Origin of the sequence: Nocardia sp. NPDC058518, from assembly GCF_042719655.1 — a bacterium.
Classification (GTDB): domain Bacteria; phylum Actinomycetota; class Actinomycetes; order Mycobacteriales; family Mycobacteriaceae; genus Nocardia.
Genome location: NZ_JBHXNJ010000006.1, coordinates 68,832 through 90,676, shown reverse-complemented (window position 1 = coordinate 90,676; position 21,845 = coordinate 68,832). Strand labels below are relative to the sequence as shown.

General features: G+C 67.5%; 20 protein-coding genes and 1 pseudogene. 8 read left to right on the top strand and 13 right to left on the bottom strand.

Annotated features, from left to right (window positions below):
- Positions 1 to 248: 248 nt before the first annotated feature.
- From ACFWPX_RS13115 to ACFWPX_RS13105, 3 genes are read left to right on the top strand one after another with little or no spacing between them, the layout of a single operon-like run.
- Positions 249 to 680 carry a hypothetical protein gene (locus ACFWPX_RS13115; protein WP_378927601.1) on the top strand — a complete coding sequence of 144 codons (432 nt, stop codon included), beginning with the start codon at positions 249 to 251 and terminating at the stop codon, positions 678 to 680.
- 35 nt (positions 681 to 715) lie between these two features.
- Positions 716 to 1,408 (top strand): response regulator transcription factor, encoded by a 693-nt coding sequence (locus ACFWPX_RS13110; RefSeq protein WP_378918776.1) that lies wholly within the window; start codon positions 716 to 718, stop codon positions 1,406 to 1,408.
- A complete protein-coding gene (locus ACFWPX_RS13105; RefSeq protein ID WP_378927600.1) occupies positions 1,405 to 2,676 on the top strand; it encodes an ATP-binding protein in 1,272 nt (423 codons plus the stop codon). The genes ACFWPX_RS13110 and ACFWPX_RS13105 overlap by 4 nt, the downstream gene beginning before the upstream one ends.
- 21 nt (positions 2,677 to 2,697) lie before the next feature.
- Here ACFWPX_RS13105 and lepA read toward each other — a convergent pair whose 3' ends face one another.
- The gene (lepA, locus tag ACFWPX_RS13100) at positions 2,698 to 4,572 is read right to left on the bottom strand and encodes a translation elongation factor 4 (protein ID WP_378918772.1); all 1,875 of its coding nucleotides are present in this window, start codon (positions 4,570 to 4,572) and stop codon (positions 2,698 to 2,700) included.
- Between the two features lie 124 nt (positions 4,573 to 4,696).
- Between lepA and ACFWPX_RS13095 the strand changes: the two genes are divergently transcribed.
- Complete coding sequence (locus ACFWPX_RS13095) at positions 4,697 to 5,248, top strand: type II toxin-antitoxin system PemK/MazF family toxin (protein WP_358187042.1); 552 nt, start codon at positions 4,697 to 4,699, stop codon at positions 5,246 to 5,248.
- A 54-nt stretch (positions 5,249 to 5,302) separates the two neighbouring features.
- Here ACFWPX_RS13095 and ACFWPX_RS13090 read toward each other — a convergent pair whose 3' ends face one another.
- From ACFWPX_RS13090 to ACFWPX_RS13075, 4 genes are all read right to left on the bottom strand, one after another.
- Positions 5,303 to 6,079, bottom strand: coding sequence for an aquaporin (locus ACFWPX_RS13090; RefSeq protein WP_378918770.1), 777 nt, complete (start codon positions 6,077 to 6,079; stop codon positions 5,303 to 5,305).
- 66 nt (positions 6,080 to 6,145) lie between these two features.
- Positions 6,146 to 6,988: a transglutaminase domain-containing protein gene (locus tag ACFWPX_RS13085; protein WP_378918768.1), complete on the bottom strand. Its 843-nt coding sequence runs from the start codon at positions 6,986 to 6,988 to the stop codon at positions 6,146 to 6,148.
- On the bottom strand, positions 6,985 to 7,962 hold the full coding sequence (locus ACFWPX_RS13080; RefSeq protein WP_101463949.1) for an alpha-E domain-containing protein: 978 nt from the start codon (positions 7,960 to 7,962) through the stop codon (positions 6,985 to 6,987). Before ACFWPX_RS13080 ends, ACFWPX_RS13085 begins: the two co-directional genes overlap by 4 nt.
- A gap of 4 nt (positions 7,963 to 7,966) precedes the next feature.
- Entirely contained in the window at positions 7,967 to 9,592 is a 1,626-nt protein-coding gene (locus tag ACFWPX_RS13075; RefSeq protein WP_378927817.1) for a circularly permuted type 2 ATP-grasp protein, read from the bottom strand.
- Between the two features lie 309 nt (positions 9,593 to 9,901).
- Here ACFWPX_RS13075 and rpsT point away from each other — a divergent pair, with 309 nt between their 5' ends.
- Together rpsT and ACFWPX_RS13065 are read left to right on the top strand one after the other, a co-directional pair.
- Complete coding sequence (gene rpsT / locus ACFWPX_RS13070; protein ID WP_056821462.1) at positions 9,902 to 10,162, top strand: 30S ribosomal protein S20; 261 nt, start codon at positions 9,902 to 9,904, stop codon at positions 10,160 to 10,162.
- Between the two features lie 127 nt (positions 10,163 to 10,289).
- Positions 10,290 to 10,544 carry a hypothetical protein gene (locus tag ACFWPX_RS13065; protein WP_378637424.1) on the top strand — a complete coding sequence of 85 codons (255 nt, stop codon included), beginning with the start codon at positions 10,290 to 10,292 and terminating at the stop codon, positions 10,542 to 10,544.
- A gap of 17 nt (positions 10,545 to 10,561) precedes the next feature.
- On the opposite strand, the gene ACFWPX_RS13060 is transcribed toward ACFWPX_RS13065, so the two are convergent.
- The 4 genes from ACFWPX_RS13060 to ACFWPX_RS13045 all read right to left on the bottom strand — a co-directional run bounded on the left by ACFWPX_RS13060 (position 10,562) and on the right by ACFWPX_RS13045 (position 17,176).
- A complete protein-coding gene (locus ACFWPX_RS13060; RefSeq protein WP_378927599.1) occupies positions 10,562 to 11,770 on the bottom strand; it encodes an LCP family protein in 1,209 nt (402 codons plus the stop codon).
- 192 nt (positions 11,771 to 11,962) lie between these two features.
- Complete coding sequence (holA, locus tag ACFWPX_RS13055) at positions 11,963 to 12,934, bottom strand: DNA polymerase III subunit delta (protein ID WP_378927598.1); 972 nt, start codon at positions 12,932 to 12,934, stop codon at positions 11,963 to 11,965.
- Positions 12,935 to 12,943: 9 nt separating this feature from the next.
- Positions 12,944 to 15,733, bottom strand: coding sequence for a ComEC/Rec2 family competence protein (locus tag ACFWPX_RS13050; RefSeq protein WP_378927597.1), 2,790 nt, complete (start codon positions 15,731 to 15,733; stop codon positions 12,944 to 12,946).
- 441 nt (positions 15,734 to 16,174) lie between these two features.
- Positions 16,175 to 17,176 carry a ComEA family DNA-binding protein gene (locus ACFWPX_RS13045; RefSeq protein ID WP_378927596.1) on the bottom strand — a complete coding sequence of 334 codons (1,002 nt, stop codon included), beginning with the start codon at positions 17,174 to 17,176 and terminating at the stop codon, positions 16,175 to 16,177.
- On the opposite strand from ACFWPX_RS13045, the pseudogene ACFWPX_RS13040 reads away from it, so the two are divergent.
- Positions 17,175 to 18,089, top strand: a pseudogene (locus ACFWPX_RS13040) (DUF2332 domain-containing protein); the annotation flags it as partial. The gene ACFWPX_RS13045 and the pseudogene ACFWPX_RS13040 overlap by 2 nt on opposite strands.
- 94 nt (positions 18,090 to 18,183) lie before the next feature.
- Positions 18,184 to 18,318, top strand: a complete 135-nt coding sequence (locus ACFWPX_RS13035; protein ID WP_378927595.1) for a hypothetical protein — start codon at positions 18,184 to 18,186, stop codon at positions 18,316 to 18,318.
- 5 nt (positions 18,319 to 18,323) lie between these two features.
- Here the strand turns inward: ACFWPX_RS13035 and lexA are convergent, their stop codons facing one another.
- From lexA to octT, 4 genes are all read right to left on the bottom strand, one after another.
- A complete protein-coding gene (gene lexA / locus ACFWPX_RS13030) occupies positions 18,324 to 18,974 on the bottom strand; it encodes a transcriptional repressor LexA (protein ID WP_378927594.1) in 651 nt (216 codons plus the stop codon).
- 33 nt (positions 18,975 to 19,007) lie between these two features.
- On the bottom strand, positions 19,008 to 19,502 hold the full coding sequence (locus ACFWPX_RS13025; protein ID WP_378927593.1) for a GNAT family N-acetyltransferase: 495 nt from the start codon (positions 19,500 to 19,502) through the stop codon (positions 19,008 to 19,010).
- 72 nt (positions 19,503 to 19,574) lie between these two features.
- Positions 19,575 to 20,417 carry a DegV family protein gene (locus ACFWPX_RS13020; RefSeq protein ID WP_378927592.1) on the bottom strand — a complete coding sequence of 281 codons (843 nt, stop codon included), beginning with the start codon at positions 20,415 to 20,417 and terminating at the stop codon, positions 19,575 to 19,577.
- A 3-nt stretch (positions 20,418 to 20,420) separates the two neighbouring features.
- Complete coding sequence (gene octT / locus ACFWPX_RS13015; protein ID WP_378927591.1) at positions 20,421 to 21,740, bottom strand: diglucosylglycerate octanoyltransferase; 1,320 nt, start codon at positions 21,738 to 21,740, stop codon at positions 20,421 to 20,423.
- Between the last annotated feature and the right edge of the window lie 105 nt (positions 21,741 to 21,845).

The window sequence follows — 21,845 nt, the reverse complement described above, 5'->3', positions numbered from 1 at the left end:
CACCACAAACAGCGGCGAAGTGAGGCCCATCCAACACTATTTCCCGGACTTCGACCTGTCATTTCGTCCAGGCCGGTTGGTACTCACCTTATGGCGAGCAACATCTTTCGGCGAGCCCGGGGAATCAGGGGCGCGCACGATCCGAAGAGAACTCTAACGATTGCTCAACGGAGCGTGAAGATCGGCGCCATAACGTCGGGGCTCGCCGGCCGAGGAGGTCGGTGAAACGCATAGTCAGGAGCCCGATCATGACCGCACTCTCCACCCGCAATCGCGTCAAGGCCGCCGCCGTACTCGGCGGCGCCGCCGTGATCACCGCCACTGTCACCGGCGTCGCCTCCGCCGCTCCGGGCGAGCGTCCCGACGACGGCCGGGCAACCACGATCATCTGCACCGCGCCGGGCGGCCCCGACGTTCCCGGACCGCCCCCGCTGGCCACCGGGCCGCGTGTCCACTTCGAGCACACCGTTCCCGGCCGACCGAGCGAGGAATCCGGTCAGATCCGCATCGAACGCGCGGCCCCAGGCCACCCCGCTCCGCCGATGGACGGTCCGGTGGAATGCCAGCGGATCCACCCCGACCGTGAGCACACCATCGTCCCCGCGCCCGGCGGCTTCGCCGACGTCGTCCCTGCACCGGCAACCGGTTCTGCCGACGCCGAACCCGCACGACCGTTCTGACCAGCGCGAACAAGGGAAAACACTAGGGTGAGTGCATGACGGGACAGCAGATCTTGGTCGTCGACGACGAGGTCCGCGTGCTCGCGTCGCTGCGGCGCGGCCTCGAGCTCTCGGGCTTCGAGGTGATCACCGCACCCGACGGCGCCCGTGCACTCTCCCTGGTGGGTTCGGCCGCACCCGACGCCATGGTGCTCGATGTGAACATGCCGGAACTCGACGGTGTCGGCGTGGTCACCGCGCTGCGCGCGATGGGCAACGACATCCCCATCTGCGTACTCAGCGCGCGCAGCGCGGTCACCGACCGGATCGCGGCGCTCGAGCGCGGCGCCGACGACTACCTGACCAAACCGTTCGATCTGGGCGAGTTGGTCGCGCGGCTGCGCGCACTGTTGCGGCGCAGGCCGGTAACCGCCGTCGCCACGACCGACACGATCCAGGTCGGCCAGGTGGTGATCGATCTGACCGGGCATCGGGTGCACGCCGGTTCGGCGCCGGTCGACCTCACCAAACGGGAATTCGAGCTGCTGGCCATGCTGGCCCGCAATGCCGGGGTCGTGCTCGGGCGTGAGCAGATCCTGTCTGCCGTCTGGGGTTACGACTTCAGCACCGACACCAATGTGGTCGATGTGTTCGTCTCGTATCTGCGACGCAAGCTGGAGGCCGACGGTGTCGCACGGGTGGTGCACACCGTCCGCGGGGTCGGGTTCGTGCTGCGGGATCAGCCGTGAAGGCCTCGTGGTCGCTGCGGGTCCGGGTGGCGCTGGTATCGGCCGTGGTCGCCGCGATCGTGGCGGTCACCCTCGGCCTGACCTATGGCGCGCTGCTGAAGGTGGCGGGTACCAGCCAGCTCGATCAGACCGTGTCCAGCATGCGGGTGCAGGTCGCGCAGCGGTTCGACGGGGATCCCGGGGCTCCTGCGATACCAGGGCCTCCGGTCCTCGCACCGCCCATCCCTCGTGAGCACACGATCGTGGTCCCCGGCGTACCCGCGAACGAGTCACTGGCGCAGGTGCAGGGCGCGCCGGGGCTGGTGGTCCGGCTCGACCCCGATCGCGAACTGGTCGATGCCGCCATCACCCGCAGCCAGCTGATCGGACTCGCCATCGGGGTGGCCGGGGTGATCGTCGCCGCCGTATTGGGTTGGGTACTGGCCGGATTCGCCGCCAGACCCCTGCGCAGGCTGGCCACCGCCACCCACGAAATCGACACACTCGACGAGTTGCCACCGCTGTCGGGACGTGGCGCCAAGGAAGCCGAAGAACTCTCCGACGCGATCAACCGGATGCTGGCGCGTCTCGAGACCGCGCACGGCGAGACACGGCAGGCGCTGGCCAGTGCCCGCGACTTCGCCGCCGTCTGCGCCCACGAACTACGGACCCCGCTCACCGCCATGCGCACCGACCTCCAGGTGCTCGCGGGCACCGAATTGCCCGCCGACCAGCGCGGCGCCGTCCTGGCCGACGTGCTGGCCGCCGAGGGCCAGATCGAGCGCACCCTCACCGATCTGGAACGTCTCGCCGTGGGCGAGCTGACGGATCAGGGCGCGTTCGAACCGTTCGAACTGTGCGAAACCCTCGATCGCGCGGTGCAGAACGCGCGCCGCGCGAATCCCGGCGTCGACATCACGCTCACCGCGTGCGACCCGGTCCCGGTACACGGGTTGCCCGGCGGGATCATGCTGATCGTGACCAACGCCGTCGCCAACGCGGTCCTGCACGGGCATGCCACCGAGGTCATCGTCGCCGCGCGGGCCACCGGCACCGGCACCGAGATCACCATCGACGACAACGGCGCGGGCATTCCGGACCACCTGTCCCCCACCGCTTTCGACCGATTCGCCAAACGACCGGGCTCCCCCGGCTCCGGTCTCGGCCTCGCACTGGTCCGCCAGCAGGCCGAATTGCATTCCGGCACAGCCGAACTCGACCGGAGCCCACTGGGCGGCGTCCGTCTGCGGGTGGAAATAGCTCAGGCGCCGGTGAGCACCGGCGCCTGAGCTGTCGTTCCGGGGCTTGCCCTACTTCTTCGGCTTGTCCGAATCCGAGGACAGTGCCGCCACGAAGGCTTCCTGGGGGACCTCCACGCGACCGATGGTCTTCATGCGCTTCTTGCCCTCCTTCTGCTTTTCGAGGAGCTTGCGCTTACGGCTGATATCGCCGCCGTAGCACTTGGCGAGCACGTCCTTGCGGATCGCCCGAATGTTCTCGCGGGCAATGATCTTCGCGCCGATCGCGGCCTGGATCGGCACCTCGAACTGCTGACGCGGGATCAGCTCGCGCAGCTTGGTCGTCATCTTGTGGCCGTAGGCCTGCGCGGCGTCGCGGTGCACGATCGCGCTGAACGCGTCGACGGCCTCGCCCTGCAGCAGGATGTCGACCTTCACCAGATCGGCTTCCTGCTCGCCCGCCTCTTCGTAATCGAGGCTGGCGTAGCCGCGAGTGCGCGACTTCAGCAGGTCGAAGAAGTCGAAGATGATCTCGGCCATCGGCATGGTGTAGCGCAGCTCGACACGGGTTTCGGACAGGTAGTCCATGCCGCCCAGCTCGCCGCGACGCTGCTGACACAGCTCCATGATCGAGCCGATGAACTCGCTCGGCGAGATGACGGTGCACTTCACGATGGGTTCGTACACGTGCCGCGACTTGCCCTCTGGCCAGTACGACGGGTTGGTGACGACATGCTCGGTGCCGTCTTCCATCTCGACCCGGTACACCACGTTGGGCGCGGTCGAGATGAGCTCCAGATCGAACTCGCGCTGCAACCGTTCGCGGGTGATCTCCATGTGCAGCAGACCGAGGAAGCCACAGCGGAAACCGAAGCCGAGCGCCACCGAGGTTTCCGGCTCGTAGGTGAGCGCGGCATCGTTGAGCTGCAGCTTGTCCAGTGCGTCGCGCAGATCCGGGTAGTCGGATCCGTCGACCGGGTACAGACCCGAGTACACCATCGGGCGCGGCTCGCGGTAGCCGGTGAGCGCCTCGGCAGCGCCGTTGCGGGCGCTGGTGACGGTATCGCCGACCTTCGACTGGCGCACGTCCTTCACGCCGGTGATCAGGTAGCCGACCTCGCCGACGCCGAGCCCCTGGGTGGCCTTGGGTTCGGGCGAGACGATGCCGACCTCGAGCAACTCGTGGGTCGCACCCGTCGACATCATCTTGATCTTCTCGCGCGGGGAGATCTTGCCGTCGACCACGCGGATGTAGGTGACCACGCCGCGGTAGGTGTCATAGACCGAGTCGAAGATCATCGCGCGAGCGGGTGCGTCGGCGTCGCCGACAGGAGAGGGAACGGCCTCGATCACCTTGTCCAGCAGTTCTCGCACGCCGACACCGGTCTTGCCCGAGACCCGCAGCACGTCGTCCGGCTCGCAGCCGACGATGTGGGCGATCTCGGCCGCATACCGATCGGGATCGGCGGCGGGCAGGTCGATCTTGTTCAGCACGGGAATGATCGTCAGATCCTTCTCCAGCGCCAGATACAGATTCGCGAGGGTCTGCGCCTCGATGCCCTGCGCGGCATCGACCAGCAGGATCGCACCCTCACAGGCCTCGAGCGCGCGGGAGACCTCATAGGTGAAGTCGACGTGGCCCGGAGTATCGATCATGTGCAACACGTACTCGGTGCCGTCGACCGGCCACGGCAACCGCACGTTCTGCGCCTTGATCGTGATGCCGCGCTCGCGCTCGATGTCCATCCTGTCCAGGTACTGGGCGCGCATGGCCCGCTCCTCGACCACACCGGTCAGCTGCAACATCCGATCGGCCAGGGTCGATTTGCCATGGTCGATGTGGGCGATGATGCAGAAGTTCCGGATCCGGGACGGATCGGTGAACGTCGTATCGGCAAAACTGGAAGCCACTCCACTCCTCGAGGGGTATCGGCGAACTGCGCCCATCGTCCCATGCACCCAGGCCCACCCGTGCCACCGGTGCACCCGACCGCAAGTAGACGACCCATTTCACCCTGCCCCACCCCTGTCACCGGTGCACCGAAGTGCGAGTCGGCGTTATATTTCACAGATGGCCAGCAGTTGGAACAGTCTCGGCAAGCAGCTCGGCGTCATCGCCAAGGAGCAGGGGCCCAAGATCGTGCGCAAGCAGGGGCCGCGACTGCTCGAGAAACTGGTGGACGCACTGGCGACCAAGCCCGGACCCGCCGTCGCGGTGCGCCCGACGGCCTCGACACCCGTGCCGACGGCTCATCGCGCCCGCCAGATCGTCTACTGCCCGCAACTCGACGGGCGCGCCGACCCCGGCGAAATCGTCTGGACCTGGGTGCCGTTCGAAGAAGACCCGACCAATGGCAAGGACCGGCCGGTATTGGTGGTGGGACGCGACCGCAAGACCCTGCTCGGACTGATGCTGTCGTCCAAAGCCGACCGCGCCCACGACCGCAACTGGGTCGGGATCGGCACCGGGCCGTGGGATCACGACGGCAGGCCGAGCTGGGTGCGGCTGGACCGGGTGCTCGACGTGCCGGAGGACGGCATCCGGCGCGAGGGCGCCATCGTCGAGCGCAAGACCTTCGACTTGGTCGCGCACCGCCTGGTCGCCGAATACAGCTGGAGCTGAACGACAATCGAACCCCGACCCGGGGACACCGGATCGGGGTTCGATGGTTCGTAGCTAGGAGTGCACGTCCTTGGACCGGCCGAAGATCAGGCCGTAGAGCAGTGCCCCCAGCGCCCCGCCGATCAGCGGGAACACGATGAACGCCCACACCTGCGCCATCGCACCGTCCTGATACGGCGCGACGCCAAGGCTGCGCGCCGGGTTCACCGAGGTGTTGTCGATCGGCAGCGACACCAGGTAGATCACCGTGAGAGTGACGCCGATCGAGAGCCCGGCCAGCGGCACGTCGGAGATCTGATCGGTCGAGGCGAGCACCACGAACACCAGCAGCGCGGTGAGCATCACCTCGATGATGATGGTGGCCGCCAAGCCGTACCCGTTCTGCACCACGACCTCACCGAGGGGCCCCGTCACCGCCGACGGGCTGTGCGCACCCCAGCCGTTGGCGCCGAGGCCGTCGACCGGGCGGTCGTAGGCGGGCAGATTGTTGGCCAGCGCGAACAGCACCAGTCCGGCGAGGAACGCGCCGACCAGCTGGGCGATCACATAGCCGACCGCGCCGATCGCACTGATCCGCCCGAGCAACATGTGCCCGAGCGTGACAGCCGGATTGACATGGCAGCCCGAGATCGGCCCGATCGCGTAGACCAGAAACATCAGCGACAGCCCGAAGGCGAAGGCGACGCCGAGCGCGCCTACCCGATCGCCCGCCAGCACCATCGTGCCGACGCCACACATCACGAGGATGAAAGTGCCGAGCCCCTCCGCCGCCCACTTCTTCGGCTCGGGGACTACTTCGATTTCGACGAGTTCCTGTGCAGTGGGAGACATCGGCTGCCACCTCTCCGGGAGGAATCATCCCCGCGGCGAGCGGGGTCCGCACGAGCCTCTCGGACATTACGCGAGGCGGGTGACCTCCACAACGACCTCCAGGTCTGTCGAGCCGCCGCCGGAGAACACACCTTTCAACGGCGGCACGTCAGCGTAGTCACGTCCGACACCGACCGATACGTGCTGTTCGTTGACGGCGAGATTGTTGGTCGGGTCATATCCCCACCACTGGCCGGTCCACGCCTCGATCCACGCGTGCGACTGGCCCGCCACCGTCTCGCCGATCTCCGCGCCCGGCTTCGGATGCAGGTAGCCGGACACGTAGCGACTGGGAATTCCCATGCTGCGCAACAACACCAGTGTCAGGTGGGCGTAGTCCTGGCACACGCCACGGCGCTCGGCGAAGGCCTGCAACGCCGAGGTGTGCACCGAGGTGGTGCCCGCGATGTAGTCCATTTCCTTGTGCACCCACTCGGCCGCGCGCACCACCGCCTTGGCCGGCTCCTCACCGCGCGAGAGCTGGCGCGCCACGGTCGCCAGCTTGCGATCGCGCGGCACATAGGCAGTGGGGCTGAGCATCTCGTCGAACCGGTCGATGACACGCCCGCCCTGCAGCTCGTCCCAACTCAGTTCCTCGGCCGGTTCGGCGAACGGTTCGGTCTCCACGACCGAGGACCCGGTCACCTCGAGTTCGGTGTGCGGTGCGTGCAGATCGAAAGCCGTGACCGCGGTACCCCAGTAGTCGGTGTAGCGATAAGCCCTTGTGGCGGGCACGGTTTCGACGCGATTGAGGATCACGTTCTGTCTGCTGTCGGCGCGCGGGGTGAGCCTGGCCTCGTTGAACGATCGCGTCACGGGCGCGTCGTAGACATAACCGGTGGTGTGCACCACCCTGATCCGCCAACTCATAGCTCTCCCTCTACCTGCACGCGGCTGTCCTGCTTGCTGCGCACGTCGGTCCACGCCACCCACGGGGCGGCGTGAAAGTACTGGCGTGACACGGCTTCACTGAGCTCACGGCACGATTTCTGCAGAGCGAGCAGGCGGCTCTGCAGATCTTCCAACAACACTCCCGGCGGCAGGAATTCGAGTTCGCTGCGTGCGCGTCCGAGCACCCGTTGCGCCTCGTGCCGCGCGCCGACGCGGCTGCCGGGTCGCTGATCGAGCTCGGTCAGGCAGGCCTCGGCGACCCGCAGCGTGTGGAACACCGACCGCGGGAACAGGCGGTCGATCAGGATGAACTCGGCGACCCTGGCGGCGTCGAGGGCACCGCGATGGGTGCGCAGGTAGGTGTCGTGCGCGCCCGCCGAGCGCAGCACCGTCACCCAGGCGGGCGAGGAGGTCTTGTCACCGGCACGCGAGAGCAGCAGCCGCACCATCATGTCGACGCGTTCGATGGAGCGGCCGAGCAGCAGGAAGCGGTAGCCGTCGTCGCGACTCAGGGTCGAGTCGGTCAGTCCGGTGAACATCGCCGCCCGCCCCTTGATGTAGGAGAAGAACTCGTGCGGGCCGAGGCCACGTGCCGCCCGCTCGGCCGCGGCCATGCCGTTGTAGGTGGCATTGAGGCACTCCCACATCTCGCTCGAGGTGACTTCGCGTGCGCCGCGGGCATTCTCGCGGGCCTTGGTGATGGAGTCACTGATCGAGACGCCGTGGTCGTGGCTGTAGGCGACGAGATCGGTGACCGACCACACGTCGAGGCGCAGGCCCTCGGGCGGTTCGATCCCGAGCACCTTCAACAGCACGCGGGAGGTGCGGTCCGCGTCGACGGTGGCGTCTTCGAGCAGTTGGTGCACTGCCACGTCAAGGATGCGCGCTGTGTCGTCGGCGCGCTCGACGTATCGGCCGATCCAGTAGAGGGATTCGGCGTTTCGAGCAAGCATGTCTCTATTCCCCGATCAGCCGCTGTGTCTGCTGTTGTTGCTGCTGTTGCTGGTTGGCCTGCGGCGTGCTGAGTTCGCGACCGAGTTCGAACGAATCCGCTTGCGGCGGTTCACTGACGAGTTCGGGTCCGGCCAGTTCCCGGTCTTCGGTCCCCGAGCGCCCGGCCAGCACCCAGGTGTCCTTGCTGCCGCCGCCCTGGCTGGAGTTCACCACCAGCGAGCCCTCCGGCAACGCGACCCGGGTGAGACCGCCGGGCAGCACCCAGATGTCGTCGCCGTCGTTGACCGCGAACGGGCGCAGATCCACATGGCGGGGCGCGAGATCGTCACCGATCTTGGTGGGCACCGTCGAGAGCTGCACCACCGGCTGGGCGATCCAGCCACGCGGGTCGGCCTTGATCTTGCGCTTGATCGCCTCCAGCTCGCGCGGTGAGGCGTCGGGCCCGATCACGATGCCGTAGCCACCGGAACCCTCGACCGGCTTGACCACCAGTTCGCCGACCCGATCGAGCACTTCCTCCCGTTCGTCGTCGAGCCAGCAGCGGAAGGTGTCGACATTGGGCAGGATCGGCTTCTCGCCGAGGTAGTACTCGATGATCTTGGGCACGTAGGTGTAGATGAGCTTGTCGTCGCCGACGCCGTTGCCGACGGCGCTCGAGATCACCACATTGCCCGCGCGAGCGGCGTTGAGCACCCCGGCGACGCCGAGCACGGAGTCGGGGCGGAAGTGCATCGGGTCGAGGAAGGTGTCGTCGATGCGCCGGTAGATCACGTCCACCTGACGCTCACCCGCCGTCGTCCGCATGTAGACGACGTTGTCGCGGCAGAACAGGTCGCGACCCTCCACCAGTTCGACGCCCATCTGCCTGGCCAGCAGGGAATGCTCGAAGTAGGCGGAGTTGTGCACGCCCGGCGTGAGCACCACCACGGTCGGGTCGACCTCGTTGGGCGCCGCCGAGGCCCGCAGCGCGCGCAGCAGGTGGCCCGGATAGTCGCCCACCGCGCGCACCCGGTGCGAGGAGAACAGATCGGGGAAGACCCTGGCCATCGTGCGCCGGTTCTCCATCACATAGGACACTCCCGACGGCGAGCGCAGATTGTCCTCCAGCACCCGGAAGTCGCCTTTTTCGTCGCGGACCAGGTCGATGCCGGAGACGTGGATGCGTACACCGTTGGGCGGTACCAGCCCGGCGGCCTCGCGATGAAAGTGTTCGCACGAGGTGACCAGCCGCTTGGGGATCACCTGATCACGCAGAATGTTCTGTTCGCCGTAGACGTCGGCCAGGAACAGCTCCATCGCGGTGACCCGCTGTTTGATCCCGCGTTCGAGCTTGGCCCACTCCGCGGCGGCGATCACCCGTGGCACCAGATCCAGCGGGAAGGGCCGCTCCTGACCGGAGAGGGAGAAGGTGATGCCCTGGTCGATGAACGCGCGGTCCAGTGCGTCCGATCGTTTGGCCAGGTCATCGACGTCATTGGCCGCCATCGCGGCATGGATACCCTTGTAGGGCGCCCGCACTTTTCCCGACCCGTCGAACATCTCGTCGAACGCGTCGGCGAAGCGGCCGGGGCCGTACCCCTCGAACAATCCGGTGTGCGTGGCTGCCGGATGTCCGTTCGTTCTCACCATCGCCGGTGATGCAGATCGAGCCGTACCCGGCGCAGTGGTGGAGGTCATGACAAAAACTGTGCATCACCCGGGAGCAGCGTCGTGTGTGACACAGGTAAATTCTTTGCATCACCTGAAACGGGTGAAATCGGCGCCGTCTCCCCGATCCGGTGGATCGAGGGCCGATTTCGCCGGGGGGTGCCGAGCTGGTAACCTCGATCTTCGGCGCGGTGTTACCCGTAGTTCAGCACCATCTGCTGCATCGTGGGCGCGCGCCCGACGAGCTTTCAAGGAATACCACCCAGCGACAGGAAACCAGAGGATACAGGCGTGGCCAACATCAAGTCCCAGATGAAGCGGATCCGTACCAACGAGGAAGCGCGCAAGCGCAACCAGTCGGTCAAGTCCGCGCTGCGCACCGCGATCCGCAACTTCCGTGAAGCTGCCTCCAGCGGTGACAAGGAAAAGGCTGCTGAGCAGCTGCAGTTCGCGAGCCGCAAGCTCGACAAGGCCGCGTCCAAGGGCGTCATCCACGCCAACCAGGCGGCCAACAAGAAGTCCGCGCTCGCGCTGGCTCTGAACAAGATCTGATCGTCGGCGAGCCTGGTGCTCGCTGTAGGCTGAAACATCGCAAGACACCTTCGCAAGACGCAGCCGCCGTGGCCTCGATGACCACGGCGGCTTTTGTCGTTCCCTTCCACCGGCTACCATTCGCGCCATGTTGACGGTGTACGCGAATCAGACGGTGGTACGAGGCGACGACCTGGCCGAGGTGATCCGCGCGGCGGAGATCCTGGGTATCGGTCTCAAAGTCGAAAATGTGATGGTGCCCGACGAGGACGGTGGTTACGGCGCCGCGTGGATTGTCACCCGTGAGGACGAGGTTCCCCTCTACGACGAGTGGGAGGGACGCTACGACGACCTCGACGACGACGAGGATGTGGACGTCTCGCTCGTCGTCGCCGGCGAGTAGCTCAATTCACGAGTAGTTCAATTCACGCAGGGCACCTGCCCCGAGGTGATGTCGCTGCGGACCGGCGTGCCCGCGTCAGGAGTCTTCGGCTCGGATGTGGTCGTGCTGGTCCGCCAAGCGCCCGCGGTCGACTCCGACGACCAGGCGGCCGGCGGTTCCGTGCGTTGTCCAGTGCGCTCGGTCGTGGTGGCGGTCGGCACCGGCATCCCGAAGGCCGCGGCGATCTCGCGGCGGATCGCGGACCGGTCGACGATGTTCACGTCCTGGCCGTTGATCACGTCGTAGCGCAGCACCGGCAGGGTGCGGAACTCGACCTGCGGATCGTCGGCGGTACCGAGAGTGCGGACGAATTCGGTCATGTTCCAGCCGTCCGACAGCACGATATTGCGGTGCGCCACATCCATCAGCGCCGAGAGCTTGCCCGGGTCGGTGAACGTGCCCGCGCTACGTAGCTGTCGGGCCACCGAGGTCAGGAACGCCTGCTGACGGTGGGTGCGGTCCAAGTCGCCGTTCTCCAGCCCGTGCCGTTGCCGGACGAAGGCCAGCGCCTGTGCCGGATCGAGCTGCTGGCGGCCCGCGGGAAAATCGGCGCCGGAGAACTCGGAGTCCTTCACCGGCTTGTTCAAGCAGACTTCCACCCCACCCAGCGCGGCGGCCAGATCGTAGAAGCCCGCCAGGGTGACCTCGGCGAACCTGTCGATCGGTACCCCCGTCAGATCCCGGACCGCGGCCACGGTCGAGGCCCGCCCCGCCTCCCTGCCCGCCTGTTCCAGCTTCCGCTTGTCGGTGATGCCCCGCGCGATCAGCTGGTCCTGCACGGCGGCCTTCTTCAACCCGTACGCCTCCTTGATCTTGGCGTGGGTGTAGCCCGGGATGCCGGTGACCGGCACGTAGTCGTCACGAGGAATCGACACCGCGACGATCTTGTTCATCGCGGCCGGAATGTGCACCAGGATCAGGGTATTGGCGTTGTATCCGCCTTCGTCACCGTCGCCCGCGTGCAGTTGGTCGAGGACCTCGGCCGGTAGTTCGTTGCCGTTCTGATCGCGCCGGGTGTCCAACCCGATCAGCAAGATATTGAGATCGCCCCCGAGTGAATGCGGTGCGTCGTCACCGATCGCGCGCGACCGCAAGAACCCCGCATCGAAACTCCCCGCCGTCGACCACCCGTACGCCGTCACCATCACCACCGCGGCCGACAACACCGCCGCGACAATCTTCACCACCTGCCGCGCTGTTTCCCCCGCCGAGCCCCGACCGCGTCGACCGCGCCCGCCTTTTCCATCCCGGCTACCACTCGACTCAACCATCTCATGATCAACTGTGCCAGCCGCGACAGCGAACAGACATCGCGATTCGATCCCGATTGGATGGCGGTGCGGCGCGCCTGATCAGTGGGGACGGGTACCGAGGTCGGTTCAGCCGGTGGCGCGAAGGTCCAGGATGCGGGCGAGGGCGTGTTCCACGGCGTAGGTGGCGTCGGCGGCGCCGCCCTTGACATCGGCGTTGAGCGTGGCGACTACCTGTAGGGCGGTGCCGATGGTGGTGGGGTTCCAGCCACGGGCTTGGGCCTGGGCTTTCTTGATCTTCCAGGGGGGCATGCCCAGTTTCTGGGCGAGGGCGAACGGATCGCCGCGGCCTGCCGAACCGACTTTGGCGATGGTATGGACGGAGTCGGCGAGGGCGTCGGCCAGCAGGACGTGTGGAACACCGCGGTCGGTGGCCCAGCGCAGTGCCTCCATCGCGCCGGGGCGGTCGCCGGCGACGGCGAGGTCGGCAACGTCGAAGCCGGTGACCTCGGCTCGGCCGGAGTAGTAGCGACGGACCGCGTTCGCGTCGACCTTGCCACCGGTATCGGACACCAATTGTGAACAGGCGGCGGCCAATTCGCGCAGTTCCGACCCGACGGATTCGAGCAGGACCTGAACGACTTCGGTCGGCACCTTGACCCCGAGGGACCGGAATTCGCCCCGTACGAACTCCACCCGCTCGGCGCCCTTGTTGAGCTTGGTGCACTCGTGGACGGTCGCGCCCTTCTTCTGCAGCGCGGGTGCCAGCGCCTTGGCCCGCCCACCGCCCGAATGCAGCACCATCAGCACCACACCGTCGGGCGGATCGGCCGCGGCCTCGGTGATCACCGCGACCGCGTCCTTGCCTGCTTCCGCCGCCGACTCGAGCACGATCACCCGGTCTTCGGCGAACAGCGACGGACTGAGCAACTCGGCCAGCTCGGCAGTGCTCGCGTCACCGGCGCGCAATCGATCGACGGGCACCGAATCCGGATCGGGCGCACAGGCCCGCACCTGCGCGGTCACCTTCGCAACCGCGCGTTCGACCAGCAGTTCCTCGTCTCCGAGGACCAGATGTACCGAGGCAGGGCGTTCGCTCACCAGCCGATCCTACGTACGCCCACCGACAACCGGGACACGCGCCACACCCGGCGCCCTACCCTGCGACCGTGCCCTCGCTATCGAGTCACGGGTCCGTGGTGCGCGTCGACGGGAGGTGACAGTCCGTAGGTCAGCGGCGGTACCCACGACCACGACATCACCAGCGAGGTCGGTCCGGGCCACGGATGTGCCGAGCGCGGCCAAGGCGGTGGTCACCGTGGGGTGCGGATGCCCGAAGGTGTTGCCCGACCCGGCACTGACCAATGCCAGGCGCGGACCGACGGCACGCAGGAATTCGGGTGTGGTGGTGCGAGATCCGTGATGCGGCACCTTGAGAATGTCCGCCCGGACATCGCCTTCGCGCAGCAGCCGCCCCTGCGCCTGTGCCTCGATGTCACCGGTGAACAGGATCGTCCCGGCCGGAGTACGAGCCCGCATCACCAGCGACCGATCGTTGGCCTCATCGGCCGCCAATGATGTCGGCACCTCCCGACTCGGGGCGAGCACACGTAATCCGACTGTCCCGAAGGTCATTTCATGCCCCGCGTGGAGTTCCATCAGCGGAATACCGGCCGCGCCGGCGAGTTCCGCCACCCGCTCGACTCCACCGGTGTCGTCACTATGGCCATGCGATTCCTGCTGGGCAACACCGTGGTCCGTTGACCGGGTTTCGCCCGTAGCCAACCTTTCCCCGGGGGTCCCACTCGGGCACACGACCTGATCACCTCCCGTCCTCGGCCGCGGATCAGCGCCCACAGCCGACGCTCGCTCCACCGGATGTGAGACTGCCGTCGGCTCCAGTTCCCATGGCGTGGCCGGTGTCGCCGAGTGCGAAGGAGTTCCGGTTGCCACCGCGAGGTTCGGTGGTGTCGGCACCGAGACCGACTCGTGGGTTCGGCTTGCGACGGCACAGGTGTGGGCGATAGCTGGGCGGAGTTCGCCTGGGGCAGTGGCTATCGCGTCGACGATGCGGCCGCGGAGCGCGCCTGTGAGGCCGTTGATGTGGTCGGCGTGGGGGTGGGAGAGGACGAGCAGGGGGATGTGGGTGATTCTCAGGCGGTCCAGGCAGGCACGCATCGGGCGAGGGTCGGGACCGACGTCTATGACGACCGCGGCACCAGGAGCAACCGACAAGGCCAAACCATCGCCCTGGCCTACGTCGCACATCGCGAGCACCCAACCCGGTGGCGGCCAACCCGGTTGTAAGAAGCGCACCGGGAGCAGCACTATCGACACAGCCAACGCTGTGACGGCGAGGTATCTGCGGGTGTGCTGCCAACGCAAGGCCGCCACGACGGCAACGACGACCACTGCCGCGACCGCTCCCCCGACCGCGCCTCCCGGCACCGTCACCATGGCGCCCGGCACCGCGGCAGCGCGATCGGCGACGCCGAGCAACCACCACATCGGTGGGCGGGCACACCAGAGCACCCGCACCGCACCATCAACCCACATGCACGCCACGACCGCGCCCACCGCACCGATCACTGTGATCAGCCCCACCACCGGCGCGACGAGCGCATTCGCCACGATCGCCACCAGGCTCACCTTCCCCGACAGGGCGACCATCAGCGGCAACGTGACGACGAACGCGGCCGCCGACACCGCGACGATCTCCGCGGGTGCGCGCCACCATCCGCGCGCTCGCAACCAGTCCGCCCAGCTGGGCGCCAGCAAGATCAGTCCCGCCGTCGCGAGCACAGACAGTGCGAATCCCGCGCTCACCGCCAATTGCGGTGCGACGGCGAGCAATCCGATCACTGCCGCGCACAGCGCCGGTAGCGCCTGCCTGCGTCGTCCGGTGAGCAGGGCCAGCACTGTCACCGAGCCCATCGCCGCCGCGCGCAGCACACTCGGGTCTGGACGCGCGATGACGACGAACAGTGCGACGACCCCCGCCGCCGCAGCAGCACTGGTCCGCGGGCCTGCTGTGAGCAGTCGGGTGAGTGCCAGCAGCGCTGTCAACAGAATCGTGAAGTTGGCCCCGCTGACAACACAAAGGTGCTGCAGCCCGGCAACTTCGAACGCGTCGCGCACCTCTTCGGACAGCGCGACGGTATCGCCGACAACGAGTGCGGGCAGCAACCCCGCCGCGGCGGGTGGCAGTGCCATAGCGGATGCGTTAACCAGATCCGTTCGGACGCTCGCCGCGAGCCGTTGCCACCACGGTGGCTCGCCGATCCGCTCCGGCGCATCGGTGACGTGCAGCGTGGCAACAGTCAGATCCGCGCGGTTCGGCTCGCTGACCTCGGCCCGGAACCGCACCAGCTGGCCAGGCGACAACTCGGCCCATTCGCTACCCTGCGCGAGCAACACGATCGAACCGCCCGCCTGCGTCCACTCCGGGCCCTGACCGAACTCGCGCAGACCTGCGCGAACAATCCACCGCCGCTCACCACCGAACCCACCGGCGCGCAGCGGCTTCGCATCGTCGGTGACGACCGCGAACACGTTCACCGATCGACCGAACGACTCCCGCAGGGGATGCGACTGGACATGATGCTCCTGCCAAGCACCCGCGGCCCCGAAGCCTGCCCCGAGCAACATCGTCGCCAACCCGGTAACCGCGACAACCCGCCACCGCTCCCGCCGATGCGCCATCGCCCACAGCAGCACCACCCACAGCCCGATCGCCACCACCACGGCACCGATCGCCAACACCGATCCCGCAACCCATCCCAGGGTCACCGCGACGATCGTTGCCACCCAACACCCGAGCGCCGCAGGCACCAGCCGCATATCGAGCACCTGCTGCTCGGCGCCAGCTTCGCCTGCCTCCCGCTGCGGCCCCTCGCCCATCCGCCGATCCCGCTCCGGTCTTCCCCCTGTGTGCCCGAACCTCGCTACCCGCGTCCATCGAAGCTTCCCAGCCTTCACATGCGGCAAGGCCCTCGATGCTCGCCGCTCCTCCGGTACCGCTTTCTCGCCCAGCGCCGCTCTCATCCGCCGGCCACGTCGTCACGTCTGGACGTGCCGCTGTCCGAATTCCCCGCGGTCATGTCCGCAGCGCACTGCCTTTCGCCGAGCCCGACCGCACATACCGGCCTGATGTCGCCCAGCCCCGGCGCACGGTCATCCAGCGCTCTCGTGGATTGGTCTGTGGTGCGCCGACTTCCCTGCCTCACGCATGGCCACGCCGGGCAGGTCATGCGGTCACCTCCGCCGCGACAGCGACCATCCTGCGTTCATCGTCTGCGGTGCAACAGGTTTCGTGGGGTCTGCCACGACATGCCGAAGGCATCATGTTTTCACCAGGTCGCGCAGTCGGGCCAAACGGGCAGGGCCGATGCCGTCGACCTCGCCGAGTTGAGCGACATCGGTGAAGCGGCCGTTGGTCGAGCGCCACGTGAGGATCGCTTTGGCGGTGACCGGGCCAACTCCAGGTAGTGCGTCCAATTCGGCTTCGGTCGCGGTGTTCAGATCGACGCGGGATGTGCCGCCCGCACCACCGCCGGAGCTGGAGCCTGCGGTATCAGAACCCACCGTGCTCGACCCTGCCGCGCTCGGACCTGCGATGTTCGGCGCAGCTGAGGGTGCGCGGCCCGCACCGATCATGATGCTGCCGAGGCGGGGTTGTCCGGCCTGGGGATCGGTTGCGCCGACGACGACCTGGTCACCGTCGGAAAGGCGTTGGGCAAGGTTCAGGCCTGCCAGATCAGCGCCTTCTCGGGTGCCGCCGGCTTTCTCGAGTGCATCGGCGATCCGAGAGCCGCCCGGCAGTCGGTGCAGCCCAGCCCGCTCGACCAAACCGACCACGCTGACAACAACCTCAGCGCTCGCACTCGGTCCTTGGCCCGACACTGCGGCAACTACAGCGGTCGGATCGGCTGGCACCGCGATGCTCTCCGCCCGGAGTACCGACACCGGCGGCACCGCCCGCGCCACGGGCTGATCGCGCAGCACCATCACCCCGGTCAACACCACGGCGATGACCCCGACCAGGCCGAGAACCACGGCACCACGACGGCCGGAATCCAGCCGTGCTTCACGAAAGCGCTCGGGCACCAGCCGATTTCGCCCTCTCGAAGCACCGTCGTCGAGCCACCCGGGTGTCCCGACCGCTCCCGCCGACCCGGACGACGGTGCGAGTTCGTCTTCGTCCCAACGCCCTGCGTCGTCCCCATCGCGCGAATCAACCGTCGCGGACTCGTGCAACGGCTGACTGCTCGGTCGTACTCGCTCGCGAACCGCAAGACCACCCAGCCGCTGCCGTACCCGCTCGTGCTCTTCGTGTCGTGACATGGCAGCGACGCTATGCCGACGCCGACCAGGGCAACCCCCACCGACCAGGGCCGGAAGGAAACCTGTGGATAACTCCGAGCCTGTGGATAACTCACCCTCAGCGGCCCGCACGCACAGAATCCCGCCTGCCCGAGTGGATACCGTGCGCTCATGGCCGATTCGAAGTACTCAGGTACGTATGGAACTCGCACAACGATTCCGCGACTTCGCACTCCGCGAAGCGCGCGACAATTCCCCGCTCTATCACCGGCGAGCACTGGATATCAGCACGGACCCGGCGGTGCTGGCGCTGATCGCCCAATTGCCCACGGACAAGCAGCAACCCAACCTGATCCTGGCTGCCGCGCGAGTGAACGGTGCGATCGCGGTTCCCTACAGCGAGTTCAGCGAACAGCTACGCGAGAACTGGCCTGCGATCTCGGCCACGGCACTGACCCGGCGGACGCAGACGAACGAGGCGGGCCGGGCGGCGACCTTACTGCCGGTGCTGGCCCGGCTACCCGGACCGCTGTCACTCATCGAGGTCGGCGCCTCGGCCGGATTGTGTCTGTACCCGGACCGTTTCAGCTATCGGTACGACGCAGCCTCGTTGGATCCGTCCGAGGGTCCGTCACCGGTTGTGTTGACCTGCAAGACAACCGGTCCGGTGCCGATCCCGGACCAGCTCCCCCGAGTCGTCCATCGGGCAGGAGTGGATCTGAACCCACTCGATGCCGGCGACAAGGACGACCAGCAGTGGCTGTCTGCCCTCGTCTGGCCGGGTCAGGACGAGCGGCTGGCTCGACTGCGCGCGGCCTGCTCGATCGCCGCCGCGGATCCTCCGACCATCGTGGCCGGCGACCTGAACGAGCAGATCACCGAGTTGGTACACGGAGCACCGCACGGCAGCACGGCGGTGGTGTTCCACAGCGCTGTGCTCAGCTATCTCTCGCCGCAGGCACGGGCGGACTTCCGGGCGACGGTGCGGGGAGCTACCCTGCCACTGGGTTTCGCAGGAGGGTCCCGGGGTGCTCGCCTCGCTCGTCGATCGGTTGCCGGCGCGCGAGTCGGCGGCGGCTCGGCTGGTGCTCGCTCTCGACGACGAGCCGTTGGCTTTCGCCGGGCCGCACGGCCAGTCGCTGGACTGGTTCGGCCCGGCGTAGCGACCTCAGATCCGGCGCATCACCGACACGACGCGGCCGAGGATGACCGCTTCGTCACCGTCGATCACGGAGTAGGCGGGGTTGCGTGGTTCGAGTTGGACGTGGCCGTTGCGGCGGCGGTACACCTTGACCGTGGCTTCCTCGCCGATCATGGCGGCGACGATATCGCCGGAGTTGGCTTCGCGCTGACTGCGGACCACGACGAGGTCGCCGTCGCAGATCGCGGCGTCGATCATCGAGTCACCGCGCACCCGCAGACCGAAAACCTCACCGCGGCCGACCAGTTCACGCGGCAGGGTCATGACGTCGTCGGGGTTGTGCTCGGCCAGGATCGGGGTACCCGCGGCGATGTCGCCGACGACGGGCACCGACACCGAGGCGTCGGAATCGGCGGCGGGTCCGCCGCGCAGGAACAGGCGCACGTCGATGGGACGGGCCATGGTGGCGGCGCGGCGCAGGAAACCGTCCTCCTCCAACGCCTTCAGGTGTTGGGAGACCGTGGATGTGGAGCGCAAACCCACCGCGTCGGCAATCTCCCGGGTGCTCGGCGCGTAGCCGTGGGCGAGCACCGAATCCCTGATCACGGCGAGGATGTGTTGCCTGCGAGGAGGCAGGTTCGCGGCGTCGAGGTGGTCGAAGTCGTCGTATCCGGTCATCGGGGAATCGTAGATCCCCACCCGATCACCACTTCAGTGCAGGTTCCTCGCGAAACAGTTCGACAGCGGCAGGACGTGATAGGGGGCGAACAGCGGAATCCGGTGATAGCCGCTGCGCTCGTAGAACCGCACGGCGTCTGGCTGCAGATGCCCGGTTTGCAGGATGATCCGCGATCGGCCTGCCGCGCGGACGGATGCTTCGGCCGCTTGCAGCAGCGCGGTCGCGGTTCCGGTGCCGCGGTAGGCGGGGCGGACGAACATTCGCTTGAGTTCGAGGTCACCGGCGTTCCAGCGCAACGCGGCATGCCCGACAGGCTCCGCACCCGCGTACGCGACGAACGTCTGGTGCACGGCCGCGCTGTCGACCGAGATCGGCGACGGACCGCGCTGGGTGAGCTCGAGGTACGCGTAGCGGGGACCGACCTCCGCCGACATCTCCGCGCGCAGCATCTCGGCATCCGGATCGTCCCACCCGACCACGAGTACCCGCGGCGAAAGATCAGTCGGTGGAGAAGTATTGCCGGTCATGACAACCACGGTAGGCACCGGATCATCGCCACCGCGCGGTTTGGCCTCAGCGGGATTCTGAACCGGCACCGCTCAGACGCATCCGCCCGGCAACACCGCTACGCCGAGTGCGCCGACGCCGAGGTGCACGCCGAGCGCGGGACCGAACTCGGCGACATACAGTTCCCGAACCTCCGGCAGCTGCTCACGCAGTTGCGTCGCGATGTTCTCGGCGGCCTCGGGTGCACCGAGGTGCTGGATACCGAGGGCCGCGCCGTCGGACGCGGCCGCCTCGACCGCGGCGGCAACCAGCTTGGCGTAGGCGCGCGATCTGGTTCGGACCTTCTCGCGCATTTCGAGCTTGCCCTCTACCAGCTGCAGCAGTGGCTTCGTCACCAGTTCGCTACCGAAGAACGCGGCGGCACTGCTCAGCCTGCCGCCCTTGCGGAGTTGCTCGGTGCGGTTGACCAGGATGAACGTGCGAGAACGGGTCGCGGCCGACACCGCGCACTCGTACACCTCGTCCAGCGACTCACCGGCCGCTGCCCTACGCGCGGCGGCCAGCACCGGCAGACCGGTGGCCAGACCGGCGCCGAGCGAATCGACAACGCGCACACGGTCTTCGGCGCCCATGTCGAGCACCGCCTGGCGACCCGATTCCCAGGTCGCCGACAAGCGGCGCGACAGGTGCACCGCGACAACCCCGTCACCATCGCTGTGGCTCAACGCGCGTTCGTAGGCTTCGCGCAGTTCGCCGGGCGAAGCGGCCGAGGTGGTGACCGAGTCCGCCGTGTAGTCGATCTCGATCGGGTCGACGCCCTCCCGGATCTGGCGCTCACCGACGAGCACATGCAACGGCACCACTTCGATACCGAGCTCGGCGACGAGATCGGCGGACAACCCCGCCGCCGAATCGGTGACCACCACAACGGCCACGGACTACCGGACCTCCTGCAGCGCCTTGGTCATCGCCGTCGCCACCGCCGCGTGCCCAGCCCAGCCCCAGTGGATGCCATCCGGGTTCGCGGACCCCGACTCGATGTCGTCACGCACGGCCTCACCGAGGTCGACGAGCGGCACCGAGGTGCGACCGGACCACGCCTGCAGGGCCTTGACCGCCCGCGCCCTGCCCCGGTGCACCCGCCCGTAGGCGTCGCACTTGTGCACCGACGGCAGCACCGCCACAACGGGCAGCTCCGGACGCAGATGGTTCAGCGCGGTACGCGACTGCTCCAGGTAGTCCACGCTCACCTTCGGCGGAAGGGCAACCGGGCGGCCGAGTTTCGACAGCTTCGGCTGCAACCAGTTGTACGAGGCGCGCACGCCACGGCGCAACCGCGGCGGACGGATGTAGCGGATCATCTCCCGCAGCGCGGTGGGCAGCGGGGACGGCAGGGTGTCCATGCCGCCGACGGCGAACACGACCGCCCCGGCGCGCGGCACCGCGGCCCACACCCGAGGGTCACCGATCAGTGCCCAATACGCATCGCGACAGGTCCAGCCGATCCGCGCGATCAGCTCGACATCCCAATCCAGCTCCGCGGCGACCATATTCGGCCAGATCCGCGGATCGTCAGCGGGAAGCCCACCCTTGGGACCGTAATAGGCGAGCGAGTCGGCGATCACCAGCAGCACAGGGCGCGGTGCGGCGGACTCCACCGGCCGGGGCGAACCGGCTTCCTCGACGAGCAACGATCCTGCAGTTGCCTCGGCCACCGATTCAGCTTGCTGTGCAACAGGGTTCGTGGATGCTTCAACTACAAGATTCGCGTCTGTAGTCGACGACGTCTGCAAGCTGTCCGCGGAGTCGAGGTCAACGTCCAAGCGTCCAGCGGGGGGATCGGTCGGCGCATCAGCAGGGCCGATTCCGTCGGCGGCGGCCTCCACCTCAACCGAAGGAGCTTCGGAATCGTCGGCCGAGGTAGTGACTTCGGCGTCGGACAGAACCGGATCAGTTGCTTCCGGTCGGAGTGTTTGCGACACAGCCGGATCGGGCGATCCGGCGATATCCGCATCAGGCTGGTCGGTATCCGCTTGCACAACAACGGAGTCCGCGTCGCCGAGCTCAGCATTCGAACCATCGCCCGCGACGACATCGGTCGATGCTGCGACCTCGGAAGCCTCGTTATCAGCTTCCTGCACAGCGGAACTCGAAGCGATGTCGACGTCGAGTTCACCCTCGGCATCGGCACCGATCGAGGTCACCACGCCGTCGGCGTCGACGCTGCTGTCGGAGGAATCAGCGACGGCAGGCAACACGGAATCTGCTGTCCCCGGGCCGGGCGCGGCCGCGGGGACACTCGAGTGGCCCCGGGGGGGGTTCGCGCCGACCCGCCCGGGGGGGGGGGCGCAAACGGGCGCGGG

What these genes read in the sequence shown, in the direction of transcription:
- lexA (WP_378927594.1), bottom strand. Translation starts at nt 18,974, where the DNA reads ATGACCGGATACGACGACTTCGACCACCTCGACGCCGCGAACCTGCCT.
- ACFWPX_RS13050 (WP_378927597.1), bottom strand. Translation starts at nt 15,733, where the DNA reads ATGGGCGAGGGGCCGCAGCGGGAGGCAGGCGAAGCTGGCGCCGAGCAG.
- ACFWPX_RS13075 (WP_378927817.1), bottom strand. Translation starts at nt 9,592, where the DNA reads ATGGTGAGAACGAACGGACATCCGGCAGCCACGCACACCGGATTGTTC.
- ACFWPX_RS13115 (WP_378927601.1), top strand. Translation starts at nt 249, where the DNA reads ATGACCGCACTCTCCACCCGCAATCGCGTCAAGGCCGCCGCCGTACTC.
- ACFWPX_RS13090 (WP_378918770.1), bottom strand. Translation starts at nt 6,079, where the DNA reads ATGTCTCCCACTGCACAGGAACTCGTCGAAATCGAAGTAGTCCCCGAG.
- lepA (WP_378918772.1), bottom strand. Translation starts at nt 4,572, where the DNA reads ATGGGCGCAGTTCGCCGATACCCCTCGAGGAGTGGAGTGGCTTCCAGT.
- ACFWPX_RS13110 (WP_378918776.1), top strand. Translation starts at nt 716, where the DNA reads ATGACGGGACAGCAGATCTTGGTCGTCGACGACGAGGTCCGCGTGCTC.
- ACFWPX_RS13085 (WP_378918768.1), bottom strand. Translation starts at nt 6,988, where the DNA reads ATGAGTTGGCGGATCAGGGTGGTGCACACCACCGGTTATGTCTACGAC.
- ACFWPX_RS13025 (WP_378927593.1), bottom strand. Translation starts at nt 19,502, where the DNA reads ATGACCGGCAATACTTCTCCACCGACTGATCTTTCGCCGCGGGTACTC.
- ACFWPX_RS13045 (WP_378927596.1), bottom strand. Translation starts at nt 17,176, where the DNA reads ATGTCACGACACGAAGAGCACGAGCGGGTACGGCAGCGGCTGGGTGGT.
- ACFWPX_RS13065 (WP_378637424.1), top strand. Translation starts at nt 10,290, where the DNA reads ATGTTGACGGTGTACGCGAATCAGACGGTGGTACGAGGCGACGACCTG.
- ACFWPX_RS13095 (WP_358187042.1), top strand. Translation starts at nt 4,697, where the DNA reads ATGGCCAGCAGTTGGAACAGTCTCGGCAAGCAGCTCGGCGTCATCGCC.
- ACFWPX_RS13080 (WP_101463949.1), bottom strand. Translation starts at nt 7,962, where the DNA reads ATGCTTGCTCGAAACGCCGAATCCCTCTACTGGATCGGCCGATACGTC.